Genomic DNA, 17,364 nt, shown 5'->3' on the forward strand with positions numbered 1-17,364 from the left:
CTCGGACTGGTCTCGATACTGGATACGATAACTCGGCTTAATCGCATAATTTGAACCGCCGTATACGGAGCCGTACGTACGGTGGTGTGAGAGGACGACGGATGTAAATCCGTCTCCTACTCGATTCAGGGCTCGGGAAATGTGGTGAGGCTACTGACGCCTTCGCGAGCAAGCCCACACAGGAGATTTGTGGTCGGTTTCAATATGTGTATTCAACACCAATCCAATGTGGGAGCGGGTTTGCTCGAGAAGAGGCCAGAACAGGCGACCTTGATCACATGCCTGCCACAAATAGAAGCAAACTCCCCAAACCATTTCCCCGCATTGCCCGATTTTGGTGCTGTACTGCCCAAAGCATTCCGGGAAAGCGCCCAAGCCTCTGTATGGCATAAGTCTTGCGCGCTTTCGAATACGCTTAGGCTCGCAGGAGGCACGCCGTGTCGATTCATGTCGCATTGCATCACGTCACGCATTATCGCTACGACCGCGCTGTCGAACTCGGCCCGCAGATTGTTCGCCTGCGCCCGGCCGCCCACAGCCGCACGCGAATTCTCTCGTATGCGCTGAAAGTCTCGCCCGAGCAGCATTTCATCAACTGGCAGCAGGACCCACAGGGCAATTACCTGGCGCGATTGGTGTTCCCCGAGAAAACCGATGAGTTGCGCATCGAGGTCGATCTGCTGGCCGAAATGGCCGTTTTCAATCCGTTCGACTTCTTCCTCGAACCCTATGCCGAGAAAATCCCCTTCGCTTACGCCGCCGATGAGCGCAAAGAGTTGGCGCCGTACCTTGAAACCCTGCCGCTGACGCCGACTTTCGAAGCCTATCTGGACGCGATCGACCGCACGCCGTTGCCGGCCGTGGACTTTCTGGTGGCGCTCAATCAGCGTCTGAGTGAAGACATCGGCTACTTGATCCGCATGGAGCCGGGTGTGCAAACCCCGGAGCACACCCTCGAACACGCCTCCGGCTCCTGCCGCGACTCGGCGTGGTTGCTGGTGCAACTGCTGCGCAACCTCGGACTGGCGGCGCGTTTCGTTTCCGGTTACCTGATTCAGCTCACTGCCGACGTGAAGAGCCTCGACGGTCCCAGCGGCACCGACGTCGACTTCACCGACCTGCACGCCTGGTGCGAAGTGTATTTGCCAGGTGCCGGCTGGATCGGCCTGGACGCCACGTCCGGGCTGTTCGCCGGCGAAGGGCATATCCCGCTGGCCTGTAGCCCCGATCCCTCCTCGGCGGCACCGATCAGCGGCATGGTCGAACCTTGCGAGACGCAATTGAGCCACGAAATGTCCGTGGAGCGAATCTGGGAGGCGCCACGCGTTACCAAGCCTTACACCGATGAGCAGTGGCTGGCGATTCAGGCACTGGGCCGGCAGATCGATGCCGACCTGCTGGAAGGCGATGTGCGCCTGACCATGGGCGGCGAACCGACCTTCGTGTCCATCGATGACCCGGATGGCGCCGAATGGAACACCGCCGCGTTGGGGGCGGACAAACGTCGGCTCTGCGCCGAACTGTTTCAGCGCCTGCGCAAGCATTACGCGCCGAAGGGGCTGGTGCACTTCGGTCAGGGCAAGTGGTACCCCGGCGAGCAACTCCCGCGCTGGTCGCTGAACTGCTATTGGCGCCGCGATGGTGCGCCGATCTGGCACAACGACGCGTTGATCGCCGACGAGCAACAGGATTACGGCGCCGATGGCGAGCTGGCCGGACGCTTTCTGGCGAGTGTCGCCGAACGCCTGAAACTGCCCACACATTTTGTATTCCCTGCCTATGAGGACAATTTCTATTACCTCTGGCGCGAGGGTTCGTTGCCGAGCAACGTCAGCGCCGAAGATTCGCGTCTGGAGGAGCCTTTAGAACGCGCACGCCTGCGCAAGGTCTTCAGCCAGGGCCTGGATAAAGTGATCGGCCAAGTGCTGCCGCTCGCACGCACCGCTAAAGGTGATCAATGGCAGAGCGGGCGCTGGTATCTGCGCGACGAACATTGCCGTCTGGTGCCGGGAGATTCACCGCTGGGCTACCGCTTACCGCTCGGTTCGCAGCCCTGGGTGAAGGCGGCGGAGTACCCGTTCATCCATCCCCAGGACCCGAATCAGGACTTTCCCGAACTGCCGGATGCCGCGCAACTGAACAGTCACGGTGAGCCCGCCACGGTTGACGAGCGCACACCGAAAATCGACGAGTCCGCCGATTGGCTGACCCGCACCGCGTTCTGCGCCGAAGCCCGCGAAGGGCGGTTGTACCTGTTCATGCCGCCGCTGGAACGGGTCGAGGACTATCTGGAACTGGTCGCGGCCATCGAGGCCACCGCCGAAGAACTGCACTGTCCGGTGCTGCTGGAAGGCTACGAACCGCCGAGCGATCAGCGTTTGAGCAACTTGCGCATTACCCCTGATCCGGGCGTGATCGAAGTGAACGTGCAGCCTTCTGCGACCTGGGACGAGTTGGTCGAACGCACCGAGTTTCTCTATGAAGAAGCGCGGCAAACCCGCCTGACCACCGAGAAGTTCATGATCGACGGTCGTCACACGGGCACCGGGGGCGGTAACCATTTCGTCCTCGGCGGCGCGACACCGGCGGATTCGCCGTTCCTGCGTCGTCCGGATCTGCTGCGCAGCCTGATCAGTTACTGGCACAACCACCCGTCGTTGTCGTATTTGTTTTCCGGGTTGTTCATCGGCCCGACGTCCCAGGCGCCACGGGTCGACGAGGCACGCAACGACGCCTTGTACGAGCTGGAAATTGCCTTCGCGCAGATGCCGGCCCCGGGTGAAGAATGCGCGCCGTGGCAGGTGGATCGACTGCTGCGCAATCTGCTGATCGACGTCACCGGCAATACTCACCGTGCCGAATTCTGCATCGACAAACTCTATTCACCGGATGGCGCCACCGGGCGCCTCGGATTGCTGGAATTGCGCGCCTTTGAAATGCCACCGCACGCCCGCATGAGTCTGGCCCAGCAACTGTTGTTGCGAGCGCTGGTCGCACGGTTCTGGCGCGAGCCTTATGCGCCGCCGAAACTGGCGCGGTGGGGCACTGAACTGCACGATCGTTTCCTGTTGCCGCACTTTATCGAACAGGATTTCGCCGACGTCATCGTCGAACTCAACAGCGCCGGTTATCCGTTGCGCGCCGAGTGGTTCGCGGCGCATCTGGCGTTTCGTTTTCCCAAGGTCGGTGACTACGCCGTCAATGGCATCGAGTTGGAACTGCATCAAGCGCTTGAACCGTGGCATGTGTTGGGCGAGGAGGGTACGGCGGGTGGCACGGTACGGTACGTCGATTCATCGCTTGAACGTTTGCAGGTCAAGCTCAAGGGCTTGCCGCCGCAGCGGTATCTGCTGACCTGCAACGGCATTGCCGTGCCGTTGCACCCGACCGGGCGTTTGGGCGAATTCGTCGCGGGTGTGCGCTATCGGGCCTGGCAGCCGGCCAACTGCCTGCAACCGACCATCCCGGTACACGCGCCGCTGGTGTTCGACCTGCTCGACACCTGGATGCAACGCTCGCTGGGTGGCTGCCAGTACCACGTCGCCCACCCCGGCGGGCGTAATTACGAGACGCTGCCGGTCAACGCCAACGAAGCGGAGAGTCGGCGCATGGCGCGTTTCTTCCGTATCGGACACACACCGGGGAAACTTCCCATACCTGATCTGACAATCTCCGACGAGCTACCGATGACGCTCGATTTACGACGTTTCTAGATCGTGCGCGACGCCCGGATTTTTCGTATATCCGGGCGTCATGTGCCTGCGTTAGTCTGACCGTTCCTTGCTGTCTGCCGAGCTTTCCATGCCTGACCTGCTAGACCGCTACCCGCTGACGGCGGGCACCTACCACGAACTGCTCAATGGCAGTGGTGCGGTGCGCCCGCACTGGCAACGCCTGTTCGACCAATTGCAGCGCAGCAGTCCGGCGCTACTGCTGCAGCGTCAGGCGTTGCTGGCCCGGCAGATTCAGGAAAACGGTGTGACTTACAACGTCTATGCCGACCCCAAAGGGGCCGATCGCCCGTGGGAGCTGGATCTGCTGCCGAACGTGATCGCTGCGGATGAGTGGCAGCAATTGTCGGCGGGGATCGCTCAGCGTGCGCGACTGCTCAATGCGGTGCTGGCGGATCTGTACGGCCCGCAACGGCTGATCAGGGAAGGCCTGCTGCCGGCGGAACTGGTGTTCGGGCACAACAATTTTCTCTGGCCGTGTCAGGGCATCGCGCTGCCGGAGCAAGCCTTTGTGCATCTGTACGCCGTGGATCTGGCGCGCACCCCGGACGGGCGCTGGTGGGTCACGGCGGATCGCACTCAGGCGCCGTCCGGCGCCGGTTATGCGCTGGAAAACCGCACCATCGTGTCGCGGGCGTTTCCCGAGTTGTACCGCGATCTCAAGGTGCGGCATCTGGCCGGTTTCTTCCGCACCCTGCAAGAAACCCTGGCTCGTCAGGCGCCTTGCGATGACGACGCACCGCTGGTGGTGTTGCTCACGCCGGGGCGCTTCAACGAAAGCTATTTCGAACATTTGTATCTGGCCCGCCAGCTTGGCTATCCCTTGGTCGAGGGCGGCGACCTGACGGTGCGCGATGCCACGGTGTACCTGAAAACCCTCAGTGGTTTGCGCCGGGTGCACGCGATCATGCGTCGGCTCGATGATGACTTCTGCGATCCATTGGAGCTGCGCACGGATTCTGCACTCGGTGTGCCGGGGCTGCTGGAGGCGGTGCGTCAGGGCCGGGTGCTGGTCGCCAATGCGCTTGGCAGCGGCGTGCTGGAGTCCCCGGGGTTGCTGGGGTTTTTGCCGAAGATCAACCAATACCTGTTTGGCGAAGAACTGATCCTGCCCTCCATCGCGACCTGGTGGTGCGGTGAAGCGCCGGTGTTGGCCCAGGCTTTGGAAAAACTGCCGGAATTGTTGATCAAACCGGCCTTTCCCTCGCAAAGTTTTGCACCGGTATTTGGCCGTGATCTGAGTGATAAGCAGCGCAAGAGCTTGTCCGAGCGCATGCAGGCACGGCCTTACGCCTATGTAGCGCAAGAATTGGCCCAGCTGTCCCAGGCACCGATCTGGCAAGCCGAAGACGGCCAGTTGCAGCCCCGCGCCATCGGGATGCGCATGTACGCCGTGGCCGGTAGTGACGGGTATCGGGTGCTGCCGGGTGGTCTGACCCGAGTGGCGGCCGACGCCGATGCCGAAGTGGTATCGATGCAGCGCGGCGGGGCGAGCAAGGACACCTGGGTGCTGGGTGATCGAGCGCCAAGCGGCGAGCAATGGAAGACTCAACGCAACGTCGGTGTACACGATCTGGTGCGACGCGACCCTTACCTGCCGTCGCGGGTGGTGGAAAACCTGTTCTGGTTTGGCCGTTACTGCGAGCGTTGCGACGACAGTGCGCGACTGCTGCGGATCATGCTGGCGCGTTACGTCGACGGCGATGACCCGCAAGCCTTGCTGGCCGCGGTCGATCTTGGTGAACGGCTGGCGCTGTTGCCGGACGAAGGTGAGCTGCCAGAGCGCTTGCTGGCTGCGTTGCTCGGCGAGGACTGGTCGTTCAGCCTGCGTTCCAACTTGCAACGCCTGCAGTGGGCCGCTTCGCAGGTGCGCGGCAAGCTCTCGCGGGAAAACTGGCAGGCGCTGGTGGAATTGCAGCGTGAAGCCACGCAACTGGATACCGACGAGCCGGACTTCGGCGAGTTGCTGGATTTCCTCAATCGTCTGGTGATGTCGCTCGCTGCGCTGTCCGGGTTCGCGCTGGACGACATGACCCGCGATGAAGGCTGGCGCTTTCTGATGATCGGCCGGCGCATCGAGCGTCTGCAATTTCTGAGCAGCAGCCTGGCGGCGTTTCTGCGTGGCGCAGGGGCGTTCGATCAGGCGGGGCTTGAATGGTTGCTGGAGTTGGGTAACAGCAGCATCACTTACCGCTCGCGCTACCTGGCGGTGGCGCAGTTGATTCCTGTGCTCGACCTGTTACTGCTTGATGAGCAGAACCCGCACGCGGTGTTGTTCCAGTTGAAACTGGTGACCCGCACGTTGAAGCGTTTGAACGATGATTTCGGTGTGCCAAGGGAGGCCGGGCTGGCGCAACTGGTCGAGCGACTGGGGCGTTTTGATCTGGGGTGTCTGGAGAATCCGTTGTTTGGTGAATCCAGCGTGCGGTCGGCGCTTGAGGGGCTGGCGGATCTGCTGCAGGAGGTCGCCGACGCCAGCGGGCAAGTATCGGATCGTCTGGCCCTGCGCCATTTCGCCCATGTCGATGATGTCAGCCAGCGCACGGTGTCCGTCTGATGAACGCGCATTACCAGATCTTCCACGACACCTGTTATCACTACGACAGCCCGGTGTCCCTTGCGCAACAACTGGCGCACCTGTGGCCGCGTGAGTGCGCCTGGCAACGCTGCACCGAACAGCAATTGCTGATCAGTCCAGAGCCGACCGCGCGTCGTGATGAACAGGATGTGTTCGGCAATCCATTGACCCGACTGGCGTTCGAGCGGCCCCACGATGAATTGCAGGTCAATGCCCGGCTCACGGTTGAAGTGCTGGCGCGGCCAGTACTGGATTTCAATCAATCCCCGGCGTGGGAACTGACGCGCAATGCGCTGACCTACAGCAGCCAGCCGCTGCCCGCCGACCTGCTTGAGGCGTGCCGTTATCGATTCCAGTCACCGTATGTGCATCTCAAGCGCAGCTTCGTCGAGTTCTCGCAAAGTTGTTTCCCCCCAGGCAGGCCTTTGCTGCTGGGCGTGCAGGACCTGATGCAGAAGATTTTCAGCGAGTTCACCTTCGATGCCGAGGCGACGCAGGTAGCGACGCCGCTGGTGGAGGTTCTGGAGCGTCGACGTGGGGTTTGTCAGGACTTCGCTCATCTGATGCTGGCGTGCGTGCGATCACGCGGATTGGCGGCGCGTTACGTCAGCGGGTACCTGTTGACCCAGCCGCCTCCAGGGCAGCCACGGTTGATCGGCGCCGATGCGTCGCATGCCTGGGTTTCGGTGTTTTGTCCGGTGCTGGGGTGGGTGGATTTCGATCCGACCAACAACGTGCAGCCTGCGCTGGAGCACATCACGTTGGCGTGGGGCCGGGATTTTTCCGATGTGTCGCCGTTGCGGGGAGTGATTCTGGGCGGCGGGAGTCATGATCCGGATGTACGGGTCACGGTCATGCCACTGGAGTCATAACCATCAAATGTACGAGCGGGCTTGCTCGCGAAGGCCATTTCCCAGTGACATTCAGGGGTGAATGTCACGACGCTTTCGCGAGCAAGCCCGCTCCCACAGGAACTCTGTTCAACAATTGCGCAAACGGCTCAGGCGTCTGGCGCCAGATCTTTCGGTGCATCAACATCATCATCTGTCGCCACTTCACCGTCAGGGTTCAGTGCTGCTTCTTCAGCCATTTGTTTCTTGCGCAGAAGCTTTTCCTCTTTCTTCTTTTCCTTTTCCAGGTCTCTTTGACGTTTGGCGAAGGAGTAATTGGGTTTGGCCATGGGCGATCCTCTGGGGTCGAAGGTGAGGTTGAGCGGCGCGTATTCTGCCCTGTATCGATGCCTGACGGTTAGCCGGGTTTTTGGTCGACCCACTTTGGCGTGACGGTCGGCCTCCATTGATCGAGGGCATCGAGCAGCGTTTGTGGCGATTCGCTCACTTGCAGCATGTCACGGTGTGGCCCGCGAACGAAGCCTTCGCCGACGATGTGGTCGAGAAATGCAGTGAGTTTGCTGTAAAAGCCGTTCACTTCCAGCAGGCCCAGCGGTTTGCCGTGGTAGCCGAGTTGGCCCCAAGTCCAGACTTCAAACAGCTCTTCCAGCGTGCCGAGGCCGCCGGGCAGGGCGATAAACGCGTCGCTCAGTTCAGCCATGCGTGCCTTGCGGGCGTGCATGCCATCGACGACTTCAAGGCGAGTCAGGCTTTTGTGGCCGATCTCCTTGTCCATCAGGCTTTGCGGAATGATCCCGATGACTTCGCCGCCGGCGGCCAGCGCGGCGTCCGCCACCAGGCCCATCAGGCCCACGGCGCCACCGCCATAAACCAGCGTCAACTTTCGCTCGGCGAGGGCTCTGCCAAGGGCCTGGGCGGCTTCGGTGTAAGCCGGATCAGTGCCAGCATTGGCACCGCAAAACACACAAACGGATTTCAGGGACATGCCTTTCTCCTGGGGCGATCAGTCGCACAGGGTAATGGCTGGCACGCCGCGCTCCAAGGTCTAAACTTCGCGCTGGGGTGTTTCGCAGGTGCCGCTGGCACCACAGGCATACGCGGCAAGCAGGCTGCACAACAGGCTGTTAAAGATCATGACTGGCACTCCGTATCAATGAGATGCGCCGATCATAGGTTCTGCCGGCTGATCTGGCCGTTAGATTGTCTCGATGAGTCTCATAGCCTGAAAGTTGTATACAATTTTTGACTCAAGTCATAGGAACTTGCGAAGATTTCAGGCAGTCTTCCAACCATTAGTGTTTTTGTTAACCCTGCCTTGGAGATTCACCATGTTTTCCAAAGTTGTTGCGGTATCCCTGCTGGCGCTGGCCAGCAGCCAATTGATGGCTGCCGAGTGCAAAACCACCGTTGACTCCACCGATCAAATGTCCTTCAACACCAAGGAAATCGTGATCGACAAGAGCTGCAAGACGTTCACCGTCGAACTGACTCACTCCGGCAACCTGCCGAAGAACGTGATGGGCCATAACCTGGTCATCAGCAAAGTGGCCGACATGCAGCCGATCGCTACCGACGGCCTGGCGGCTGGCATCGACAAAAACTACCTGAAAGAAGGTGATGATCGCGTGATTGCGCACACCAAGATCATTGGCGCTGGCGAGAAAGACTCGCTGACCTTCGATGTATCGAAACTGGCTGCCGGCACCGATTACGGCTTCTTCTGCTCGTTCCCGGGCCACATCTCGATGATGAAAGGCACCCTGACCCTGAAGTAAATTGCAGAGATACCTGTCAGCAAAGAGCCGCTGTAGTTCGCTACAGCGGCTTTTTTATGTCTGAACCGTTTGTCGGGTTCTGCACTGAACCTGTAAGTTCTGACAGTAGACGCAGTTTTACTTCGAGGTTCAAATCTCCAGGCGTCGCGCTTGTCGTGCGACATGAGAAAGAAGGAGAAGGCCATGACAGATAACGTTGAAGTCAATCAGCTGGAAATTACCAAAGTCACGGATTCGAAGGGCAATCTGATTGAGCGGGGGGGTAAAACCTCTGATCGGACATTGATTGTCTATGGGAAAGCCTATCGTCAAGCGGAGGTAACCATTGAAGATGATTTTCTCTTCCGTGAGAAAGTGACCACGGATCCTACAGGGGGATGGGGGGCTACGCTTAAAAAACTGCCGGTGGGCGAGCGTTACCTTGAAGCGGTGGTTGACGGAAAGCGTTCGCAGAGCTGGATTTTATATATCGTGTGACAGCGTTCAGTGATGGCTTTTGTCATCGAAGCGAGCTTTCTATCCTTTACTAGGTGAGGCGCTCTTAAAAAGCGCCTCACTGATACTCAAGACATCAAGACATCAAGACATCAAGACATCACGGCGCAAACGGCATCACGCGCTTGTGATGGGTCTTGTTGTAGGTCGCGACGATGATGTCGAAGGCTTCTTCACGCACCGCCTCGCCATGCAGGAAGGCATCGATCTCGGCATACGTCACGCCGTGGGACGCTTCGTCCGGCTTGCCCGGCGACAGGTCCTCCAGATCCGCAGTTGGAACCTTCTCAACCAGCGACTCCGGTGCACCAAAGTGGCGGGCAATCGCGCGCACCTGGTTTTTTACCAAACCGCTGAGCGGTGCCAGGTCGCAGGCACCGTCGCCGAACTTGGTGAAGAAACCCATTACTGCTTCCGCCGCATGGTCAGTGCCGATCACCAGCCCCTGCGCCGCGCCAGCGATGGTGTACTGAGCCACCATCCTCATCCGCGCTTTGGTGTTGCCGAGGACGAAATCCACCGACACCGCGTGTTTGCCTTCAAACGCCGCGACTTCACTGGCCAGCGACTTTACTGCCGGACCGATATTGACCGTGTGGCGCTCGTCCGGGGCGATGAAATCCACCGAGGCCTGGGCATCGTGTTCGTCGAACTGGGTTTCGTACGGCAGGCGCACGGCGATGAACTTGTAGCGGTTGTCGCCACTGCGCTCACGCAGCTCGCGCATGGCGCGCTGTGCCATCAAACCGGCGGTCAACGAGTCGACACCGCCGCTGATGCCCAGCACCAGGGTCTTGAGTCCGGAATGGGTCAGACAATCCTGGATAAAGGTGATGCGCCGGGCAACTTCGGCCTCAAGGGCCTGGTGGTTGGCGAACGGCGGCTGGACCTTGAGCTGTTCAGCAATCTCACGCTGTACGGCTTGCATGAATTCACTCCTTGCTAGATGGACTGGAATCGGCAGGAACCTGGAAAACATGTCGCAAATAGGCGACGAAATTCGGGTCTTTGCATTGCGACTTGCCTGGCTCGTCGGAGATCTTCGCCACCGGTTGGCCGTTGCAGGCGGTCATTTTAAGCACGATGCTCATCGGTTCGACACCCGGAATGTCACAGGTCAGGTTGGTACCGATGCCGAAGCTCACGTTGATCCGACCGTGCAGCGCCCGGAATATCTCCAGCGACTTGGGCAGTGTCAGGCTGTCGGAGAACACCAGCGTCTTGCTCATCGGGTCGATACCGAGCTTGTGGTAATGGGCGATGCACTTTTCGCCCCACACCACAGGATCTCCGGAATCATGGCGCAAACCGTCGAAAAGCTTGGCGAAGAACAGGTCGAAGTCACCGAGGAAGGCATCGGTGGTGATGCAGTCGGTGAGGGCGATCCCCAGCAGACCACGGTACTCGCGCACCCAACAGTCGAGCGCGGCAATCTGGCTGTCGATCAGCCGCGGGCCGAGTTGCTGGTGCGCCATGATCCATTCGTGGGCCATGGTGCCTAGCGGCTTCATGTCCAGTTCGCGGGACAGGTGCACGTTGCTGGTGCCGACGAAACGCCCGGGGAAATCGTGCTTGAGCACGTTCACCACTTCTTCCTGCACGCGGTAGGAGAACCGGCGACGGGTGCCGAAATCCGCCACCTGCAATTGCGCCAGTTCGTCTGCCGAGGCGTTGGCGGTCAGCCAGTCGAACTTGCGGTAGAGCTGCTCACGCGCTTGTTCGAGCACGGTTTCGCGGTAGCGATAGCGGTTGCGCACTTCGCTGACGATGGCCAGCAGGGGCACTTCGTAAAGGATCACATGCAGCCACGGCCCACGCAGGCGGATGAACAGCTCGCCGTTCTCGATGCCGGTGTGCACATAACGCAGGTTGAAGCGGAACAGCCCGAGAAAACGCAGGAAATCCGGTTTAAGGAAGGAGATGCGCTCAAGAAAACTCAGTTGATCGGCGCTCAGGCTCAGCTCGGCCAAACGCTCGATCTGATAGCGAATCTCCGCCAGATACGGGCGCAAATCTTCGCTGTTACGGCAACGAAACTCCCATTCGACTTCGACGTTGGGGTAGTTGTGCAGCACCGCCTGCATCATGGTCAGTTTGTAGAAGTCGGTGTCGAGCAGGTTCTGCACGATGCGATCGGCAAACACACTCTCGCTCATAACGGGTCTCCAGGTACGCCGCGCCGTTGCGCGGGCTCAATCAGTGGCGCTAGTGGCGCATATCAGCGGTGGGGATTGCCAGTGCTTTTTTGCTTTCAGGGGAAAGATCCTCTGATGGTATACATCTCAGCCCACAGAACTTATACGTTTTCGGTTGCACCTCCAGCGCGGCTTGAATGACCTGTTCAAGTCGGTCACCGCTTTTTAAGTAGTCAGCCAATAGAGAGTGTTTTGGTATTAAATTGATTTCAACTGCTTTAATCAAAGCGGCTCTGAGCATTTCGTGGGTGACGATTTTATACATGAATGACACCGCCTTTGAAGGTGATCTGTTCCAGCGTGTCGACGCCGTCCTGAAGTAATACGTAAGCCGGAAGTATCAGTCTATAAAAGTCAGAATCATTGGTGCCTTTAATGGTAACTAAAGTGAATGACTCCAAGAGTCCGGTGGCGGCGCGAATTCTGAAACAGGCATCTTCAAATAATTGGTTGGGCGTGGCGTGTGAATCTATGAAGTATGTAGGGTTATTGGTTGCATTTGCTTTTAGGGGGCAAAAACGATTCATGAGGTAAAGTCCTTCCGTTTGTTTTAGGCGTGACAGATCGAAGGGTTTATAGTTCTTTAGATATGATGTTTGCAGTGTGTTGGTGTAGTTGCTGCAAAGCCATTAATTGTTTTAATGGCTTTGCACCTGCCCGGTCTAAGCCTGTATGGGCTGTTTGCTTACGCTTGAGGAAAGAGCGGGTTCGCTACGAATCATTGTGCCTGAGCCGTCGTGCTGCGGCGGCCACGCTAAAGGATCAAGATCCAGATCAAGGAATTTGCTTGGGTCGAACACAGGCGTCTTGATGCCAGCACGGCGTTGTTCGTCGTAGTCGCGCAGAACACGCATGCTGATGTTGAAGAGCAGAAACATGGCTACCAGGTTGACAAGCGCCAGCAGCGTCATGGTGATGTCTGCAAAAGCCAGAACAGTCGACAGATCTTCGACGGAGCCCCAGAACACCAATATCAACACAAGCACACGATAGAAAATCAGCATTTTTCGAGGTTCATCCAACATGAACCGCAGGCTGTTTTCTCCCAAGTAATAGTTGTAAAGCATTGCCGTGAATACGAATAAGGCAAGCACCACGCTGATAAACATCCGTCCCCATTCCCCGACGATGGCTGCCAGCGAGTTTTGTGCCAGAGCAATCCCGTCACCTTCAAATCCCGGTGTGTAGAACCCTGATAGCAAAATCAGGAGCGCAGTACAGGTGCAGATTACGAATGTATCGATGAACACACTCAGTGCTTGTACCGCGCCTTGTGCAACCGGGTGGTCGATCTTCGCGACTGAGGCGACATTGGGAGCACTGCCCAGTCCTGCCTCGTTGGAAAAAACACCGCGTCTGACACCCATGATGATTGCGCTGCCCACCAATCCACCAAACGCCTGATCCAGACCGAATGCGCTTTTGATGATGGTCATCAGCATTGCCGGAACCTGATCGAACTGCAGAACGATCACATAGGCTGTTACGCCGACGTAGGCGAGAACCTTTATAGGAACCAGAAGGTCGGCTACTGCCGCGATACGTTTTATCCCGCCTACGAAGACAGCTCCCAGCATGAAAGAAATTGCGAGCCCCGACCACATAGGCGGCAGGCCAAACGCATTTTTTAGCGAGTGTGATACGGCATGGGACTCGAGACCATTGATTGCAAAACCAAAGGTCACCAGCAATAACACGGCCGCGACCAACCCGAGCCAGCGCTTGTCCAGACCGTGCTGGATGTACCAGGACGGCCCACCTCGATACAGGCCTTTGCCATCGCTACGTTTATAGAGTTGTCCCAACGTGCATTCGAAGAAGCTGCTCGACATGCCCAGAAGAGCGGTCATCCACATCCAGAACACTGCACCGGGTCCACCCATGCTCACTGCAATCCCCACCCCGACGATATTGCCGGTACCGACACGTCCGGCAAGGCTGAGTGTCAGCGCCTGAAATGAACTCAATTGATGGCTGTCGGTATGCCAACTGCCCCGCAAAATACCGAACACATGGGGGAAGTATCTGAGCTGGACAAATCCTGAGCGGACAGTGAAATAGACTCCCAGTCCAAGAACCAAAGGTATCAATACCTTGCTCGACAGAAAGTCGTTGATGACGTCTAGCATTCGAAGCTCCTTGCTATTTAGAGTGCTGGCGAATTAATGGTGTTGTCAGTCCTGAAGCCTTTCAGGACTCGTAATATCCAGCCGTATTTCAATTGATGCAATTTCGCAAGTTGCTTAAATGTGATGCGAGTTGCTGCTATGGTTGCTGTCTCTTGATTTTTGTTGAGTCGGTCTATGTGCGAGTTTTTTTCTGCTAACTTGAGGCTGCTGTGTAGTCACTACAGATCTGTCGCGGAAGTTTGTAGGAAACTTCGAATTAATCGTGGGCAATTCAATAAGTATCTATGTGGGAAAAGCATCCCCACACCTTTCAACCTCAAGCGAATCTGCGACTTTTTTGGCGTGGAAGCGTTTGAAATAGCGCTGCCATCGGAGCAATTCGTTGCCTTGATTGACGTTAGGGCCAATAAAAATCAGGCCTCGGGGGAGGTGAGAGCATCACGGATCATGCATGAACACCTGCGCGAACAGTCCTCACCTGAGCTGAAAGCCCACAGCGGTTATTACTACGAGTATTACAACGCAATGACTGAGCCCGGCTCTATTCTGTGTTCGCTTGTGCATGTACGGGAGGAGGGTGACGACGTTGTCTATGAGCGAAACGAGCGCTTACAGATCGCCGGGGTTGGCGATGATTTCGAGACGTATCGATATTTGGGTGTTGCCTATTACCTGCGCGATCGCTTGTTTTTCGTCGATTATGAATCGCTGACGTCAAACGAGATCAGCCAAACCATCCTCATCCCAAGTTTCAAAAGCTGTATCACTCGGCTCAATGGTTTGAAGCTTGGGGTTTCTGCAGCCGATCATCGTGCTCCTTCATGTTCAAGGGTTGTCTGGGAGTATCTCGGGCAGGAAATCAATCGGGCCGATGCCTATCGGCGCGTAAGGTTGTACAAGGCCAATGATTGCGCTATCGACGCCGATCTGCGCGCACGCCTTGCTCAAGCTCAGGTTGTGGACGGTCTGTTTGTTATTGCCTGACCCCGTCCGTGTAGGAGCTGGCGCAGGGAATGGGATCAGGGGCTATCGATCTGTTCCAGCATCCACTTCACAAAATCGCGCACCTTGGGCACTTCCGCCGAGTGTTCCGGGTAGGCCAGGTAATAGGCGTCGGTGCTGGGCATTGCATGCTGCCAGGGAATGACCAGTTTGCCGTCGGCCAATTCCTCTTCCACCAGAAACCTCGGCAATAGCGCTACACCGCAGCCGACTTGTGCGGCGCGGATGCACATATAAAAGGTTTCGAAACGCGGCCCGTGGTAGCTGTGCTCGGTCTGGTAACCCTGATTGTCGAACCAGTCGTGCCAGGCCTGTGGGCGCGACGCATTTTGCAGCAGCACCAGATCGGTGAGTTGCGTCGGGTCAGTGAACGGTGTTTGCGGCAGGCTGCCCGGCGCGCAGACCGGCACAAGCTCTTCGCCGAACAGCTTCAGGGATTCAGTGCCGGGCCGCGAACTCTGGCCGAAATAGAACGCCAGATCACTGCGCCCTTGCAGCAAATCATCGGCTTCCTGCTCGTTGCACAGATCCAGATGAATCGACGGATGGCGCAAACGCCAGCCCTTCAGGCGCGGCACCAGCCAGCGAGCGCCGAAGGTCGATGGCGTCGAGACGCGCAGGACTTCGGTCTCACCGCCGTAGGAGCGCAGGTAATGGGTCGACATCTCTACCTGTGTGAGGATTTTTCTGACTTCGACCAAGTACAAATCCCCGGCGGGCGTCATCTGCAAACGGCGACGCACGCGACGAAACAACAAGTGCTGCAACAATTCCTCAAGCTGCGCGACCTGTTTGCTGACAGCGCTCTGCGTCAGGTTCAGCTCCTCGGCGGCGCGGGTGAAACTCAAGTGCCGGGTCACGGCCTCGAAGCACTGCAACGCGGTGATCGATGGCAAGTGGCGTTTGTTCAGCATGGCGGATCCTTTTCTTGTCTTTCTATGCTCAGCATGAATAAACGGAATGATATCTCGCGTAAAGGTCGTTTGTTGCCTTGCCGTTGGGACGCTACAACTAAAGGCCTGCCCGGTCGTGAAAAAGCGGCCGCACACATTCAGTTTTTTGCTTGAGGAGTGACCCATGGTTGCCGCATTGCTTGATCGTCTTGGTGTAAACCCGGCCCTTTATCAGAACGGCAAAGTGCCGGTGCATTCGCCGATCGACGGCAGCCGGATTGCCGCCGTGAACTGGGAAGGCGCGGCTGAAGTCGAGCAGCACATCAGTCGCGCAGATCATGCGTTCGAGGCGTGGCGCAAGGTGCCGGCGCCGCGTCGCGGGGAACTGGTGCGTCAATTCGGCGAAGTGCTGCGTGAATACAAAACCGATCTCGGCGAACTGGTGTCGTGGGAAGCCGGCAAGATTACTCAGGAAGGCCTGGGTGAAGTGCAGGAGATGATCGACATCTGCGACTTCGCCGTCGGTCTGTCGCGCCAGTTATACGGTTTGACCATTGCTTCCGAGCGCCCGGGCCACCACATGCGTGAGACCTGGCATCCGCTGGGCGTGGTCGGGGTGATCAGTGCGTTCAACTTCCCGGTCGCGGTGTGGGCGTGGAACACCACGCTGGCGCTGGTTTGCGGTAACCCGGTGGTGTGGAAACCGTCGGAGAAAACCCCGCTGACGGCACTGGCGTGCCAGGCCCTGTTTGATCGCGTGGTGAAGAATTTCACTGACGCCCCGGCGAACCTCTGCCAGGTGATCATCGGTGGCCGTGACGCCGGTGAAGCCCTTGTCGACGACCCGCGTGTGGCGCTGATCAGCGCCACCGGTAGCACGCGCATGGGCCGCGAAGTGGCGCCGAAAGTCGCTGCACGATTCGCCCGCAGCATCCTTGAGCTGGGCGGCAACAACGCGATGATCCTCGGCCCAAGCGCTGATCTGGACATGGCGGTGCGCGCGATTCTGTTCAGCGCGGTCGGCACTGCCGGTCAGCGTTGCACCACGCTGCGTCGCTTGATCGCCCACGAATCGGTCAAAGAAGAAATCGTCACCCGCCTCAAGGCGGCTTACGCCAAAGTGCGCATCGGTCATCCGCTGGAAGGCAATCTGGTGGGCCCGCTGATCGACAAGCACAGTTTCGAGAACATGCAGGATGCGCTGGAGCAGGCATTGAGCGAGGGCGGTCGCGTGTTTGGCGGCAAGCGTCAACTGGAGGATCAATTCCCCAACGCCTACTACGTTTCGCCGGCCATCGTTGAAATGCCGGAGCAGAGTGATGTGGTGTGCAGCGAAACCTTCGCGCCGATCTTGTATGTGGTTGGCTACAGCGATTTCCAGGAAGCGCTGCGTTTGAACAACGCGGTGCCACAAGGTCTGTCGTCGTGCATTTTCACCACGGACGTGCGTGAGGCCGAGCAGTTCATGTCGGCAGTCGGCAGTGACTGCGGCATCGCCAACGTCAACATCGGCCCCAGCGGCGCGGAAATCGGCGGCGCGTTTGGTGGCGAGAAAGAGACCGGCGGTGGTCGTGAGTCGGGCTCGGATGCGTGGCGCGCCTACATGCGTCGTCAGACTAATACCGTGAACTACTCGCTGGAATTGCCGTTGGCGCAGGGCATCACCTTCGACTGATACCTTCAGTCAGATGGATAACCCCTTGTGGGAGCGGGCT

The 17,364-nt window shown here is 58.3% G+C and carries 15 protein-coding genes; 7 read left to right on the forward strand and 8 right to left on the reverse strand.

What is annotated here, in order from left to right:
• The first annotated feature begins 437 nt into the window (after positions 1-437).
• From AACY02_RS09945 to AACY02_RS09955, 3 genes are all read left to right on the forward strand, one after another.
• The gene (locus AACY02_RS09945) at positions 438-3,713 is read left to right on the forward strand and encodes a transglutaminase family protein (protein ID WP_339431777.1); all 3,276 of its coding nucleotides are present in this window, start codon (positions 438-440) and stop codon (positions 3,711-3,713) included.
• 88 nt (positions 3,714-3,801) lie between these two features.
• The gene (locus AACY02_RS09950; protein ID WP_339431778.1) at positions 3,802-6,288 is read left to right on the forward strand and encodes a circularly permuted type 2 ATP-grasp protein; all 2,487 of its coding nucleotides are present in this window, start codon (positions 3,802-3,804) and stop codon (positions 6,286-6,288) included.
• The gene (locus tag AACY02_RS09955; RefSeq protein ID WP_339431779.1) at positions 6,288-7,181 is read left to right on the forward strand and encodes a transglutaminase family protein; all 894 of its coding nucleotides are present in this window, start codon (positions 6,288-6,290) and stop codon (positions 7,179-7,181) included. The genes AACY02_RS09950 and AACY02_RS09955 overlap by 1 nt, the downstream gene beginning before the upstream one ends.
• Positions 7,182-7,309: 128 nt before the next feature.
• Here AACY02_RS09955 and AACY02_RS09960 read toward each other — a convergent pair whose 3' ends face one another.
• Both AACY02_RS09960 and AACY02_RS09965 read right to left on the reverse strand, forming a co-directional pair.
• Positions 7,310-7,489, reverse strand: coding sequence for a hypothetical protein (locus AACY02_RS09960; protein ID WP_339431780.1), 180 nt, complete (start codon positions 7,487-7,489; stop codon positions 7,310-7,312).
• 68 nt (positions 7,490-7,557) lie between these two features.
• Positions 7,558-8,145 carry an LOG family protein gene (locus AACY02_RS09965; RefSeq protein WP_339431781.1) on the reverse strand — a complete coding sequence of 196 codons (588 nt, stop codon included), beginning with the start codon at positions 8,143-8,145 and terminating at the stop codon, positions 7,558-7,560.
• A 343-nt stretch (positions 8,146-8,488) separates the two neighbouring features.
• Between AACY02_RS09965 and azu the strand changes: the two genes are divergently transcribed.
• Together azu and AACY02_RS09975 are read left to right on the forward strand one after the other, a co-directional pair.
• Entirely contained in the window at positions 8,489-8,935 is a 447-nt protein-coding gene (gene azu, locus AACY02_RS09970; protein ID WP_339431782.1) for an azurin, read from the forward strand.
• Between the two features lie 183 nt (positions 8,936-9,118).
• Positions 9,119-9,412: a hypothetical protein gene (locus tag AACY02_RS09975; protein WP_339431783.1), complete on the forward strand. Its 294-nt coding sequence runs from the start codon at positions 9,119-9,121 to the stop codon at positions 9,410-9,412.
• 118 nt (positions 9,413-9,530) lie between these two features.
• On the opposite strand, the gene nadE is transcribed toward AACY02_RS09975, so the two are convergent.
• The 5 genes from nadE to AACY02_RS10000 all read right to left on the reverse strand — a co-directional run bounded on the left by nadE (position 9,531) and on the right by AACY02_RS10000 (position 13,754).
• Positions 9,531-10,358 (reverse strand): ammonia-dependent NAD(+) synthetase, encoded by an 828-nt coding sequence (gene nadE / locus AACY02_RS09980; RefSeq protein WP_339431784.1) that lies wholly within the window; start codon positions 10,356-10,358, stop codon positions 9,531-9,533.
• A 4-nt stretch (positions 10,359-10,362) separates the two neighbouring features.
• Positions 10,363-11,586, reverse strand: a complete 1,224-nt coding sequence (gene pncB / locus AACY02_RS09985; protein WP_221733073.1) for a nicotinate phosphoribosyltransferase — start codon at positions 11,584-11,586, stop codon at positions 10,363-10,365.
• A 49-nt stretch (positions 11,587-11,635) separates the two neighbouring features.
• Positions 11,636-11,890: a hypothetical protein gene (locus AACY02_RS09990; protein ID WP_339431785.1), complete on the reverse strand. Its 255-nt coding sequence runs from the start codon at positions 11,888-11,890 to the stop codon at positions 11,636-11,638.
• Positions 11,883-12,152, reverse strand: a complete 270-nt coding sequence (locus AACY02_RS09995; protein ID WP_339431786.1) for a hypothetical protein — start codon at positions 12,150-12,152, stop codon at positions 11,883-11,885. Before AACY02_RS09995 ends, AACY02_RS09990 begins: the two co-directional genes overlap by 8 nt.
• A 135-nt stretch (positions 12,153-12,287) precedes the next feature.
• Positions 12,288-13,754: an alanine/glycine:cation symporter family protein gene (locus tag AACY02_RS10000; protein WP_339431787.1), complete on the reverse strand. Its 1,467-nt coding sequence runs from the start codon at positions 13,752-13,754 to the stop codon at positions 12,288-12,290.
• A 174-nt stretch (positions 13,755-13,928) separates the two neighbouring features.
• Between AACY02_RS10000 and AACY02_RS10005 the strand changes: the two genes are divergently transcribed.
• Complete coding sequence (locus AACY02_RS10005) at positions 13,929-14,738, forward strand: helix-turn-helix domain-containing protein (protein ID WP_339431788.1); 810 nt, start codon at positions 13,929-13,931, stop codon at positions 14,736-14,738.
• A 35-nt stretch (positions 14,739-14,773) separates the two neighbouring features.
• Here AACY02_RS10005 and AACY02_RS10010 read toward each other — a convergent pair whose 3' ends face one another.
• Positions 14,774-15,670 (reverse strand): LysR family transcriptional regulator, encoded by an 897-nt coding sequence (locus AACY02_RS10010; RefSeq protein WP_339431789.1) that lies wholly within the window; start codon positions 15,668-15,670, stop codon positions 14,774-14,776.
• A 163-nt stretch (positions 15,671-15,833) separates the two neighbouring features.
• Here AACY02_RS10010 and amaB point away from each other — a divergent pair, with 163 nt between their 5' ends.
• Positions 15,834-17,324, forward strand: coding sequence for an L-piperidine-6-carboxylate dehydrogenase (amaB, locus tag AACY02_RS10015; protein ID WP_339431790.1), 1,491 nt, complete (start codon positions 15,834-15,836; stop codon positions 17,322-17,324).
• Positions 17,325-17,364 lie beyond the last annotated feature (40 nt).

The sequence above is a fragment of the Pseudomonas sp. EA_65y_Pfl2_P78 genome, from assembly GCF_963970495.1.
Classification (GTDB): domain Bacteria; phylum Pseudomonadota; class Gammaproteobacteria; order Pseudomonadales; family Pseudomonadaceae; genus Aquipseudomonas; species Aquipseudomonas baetica_A.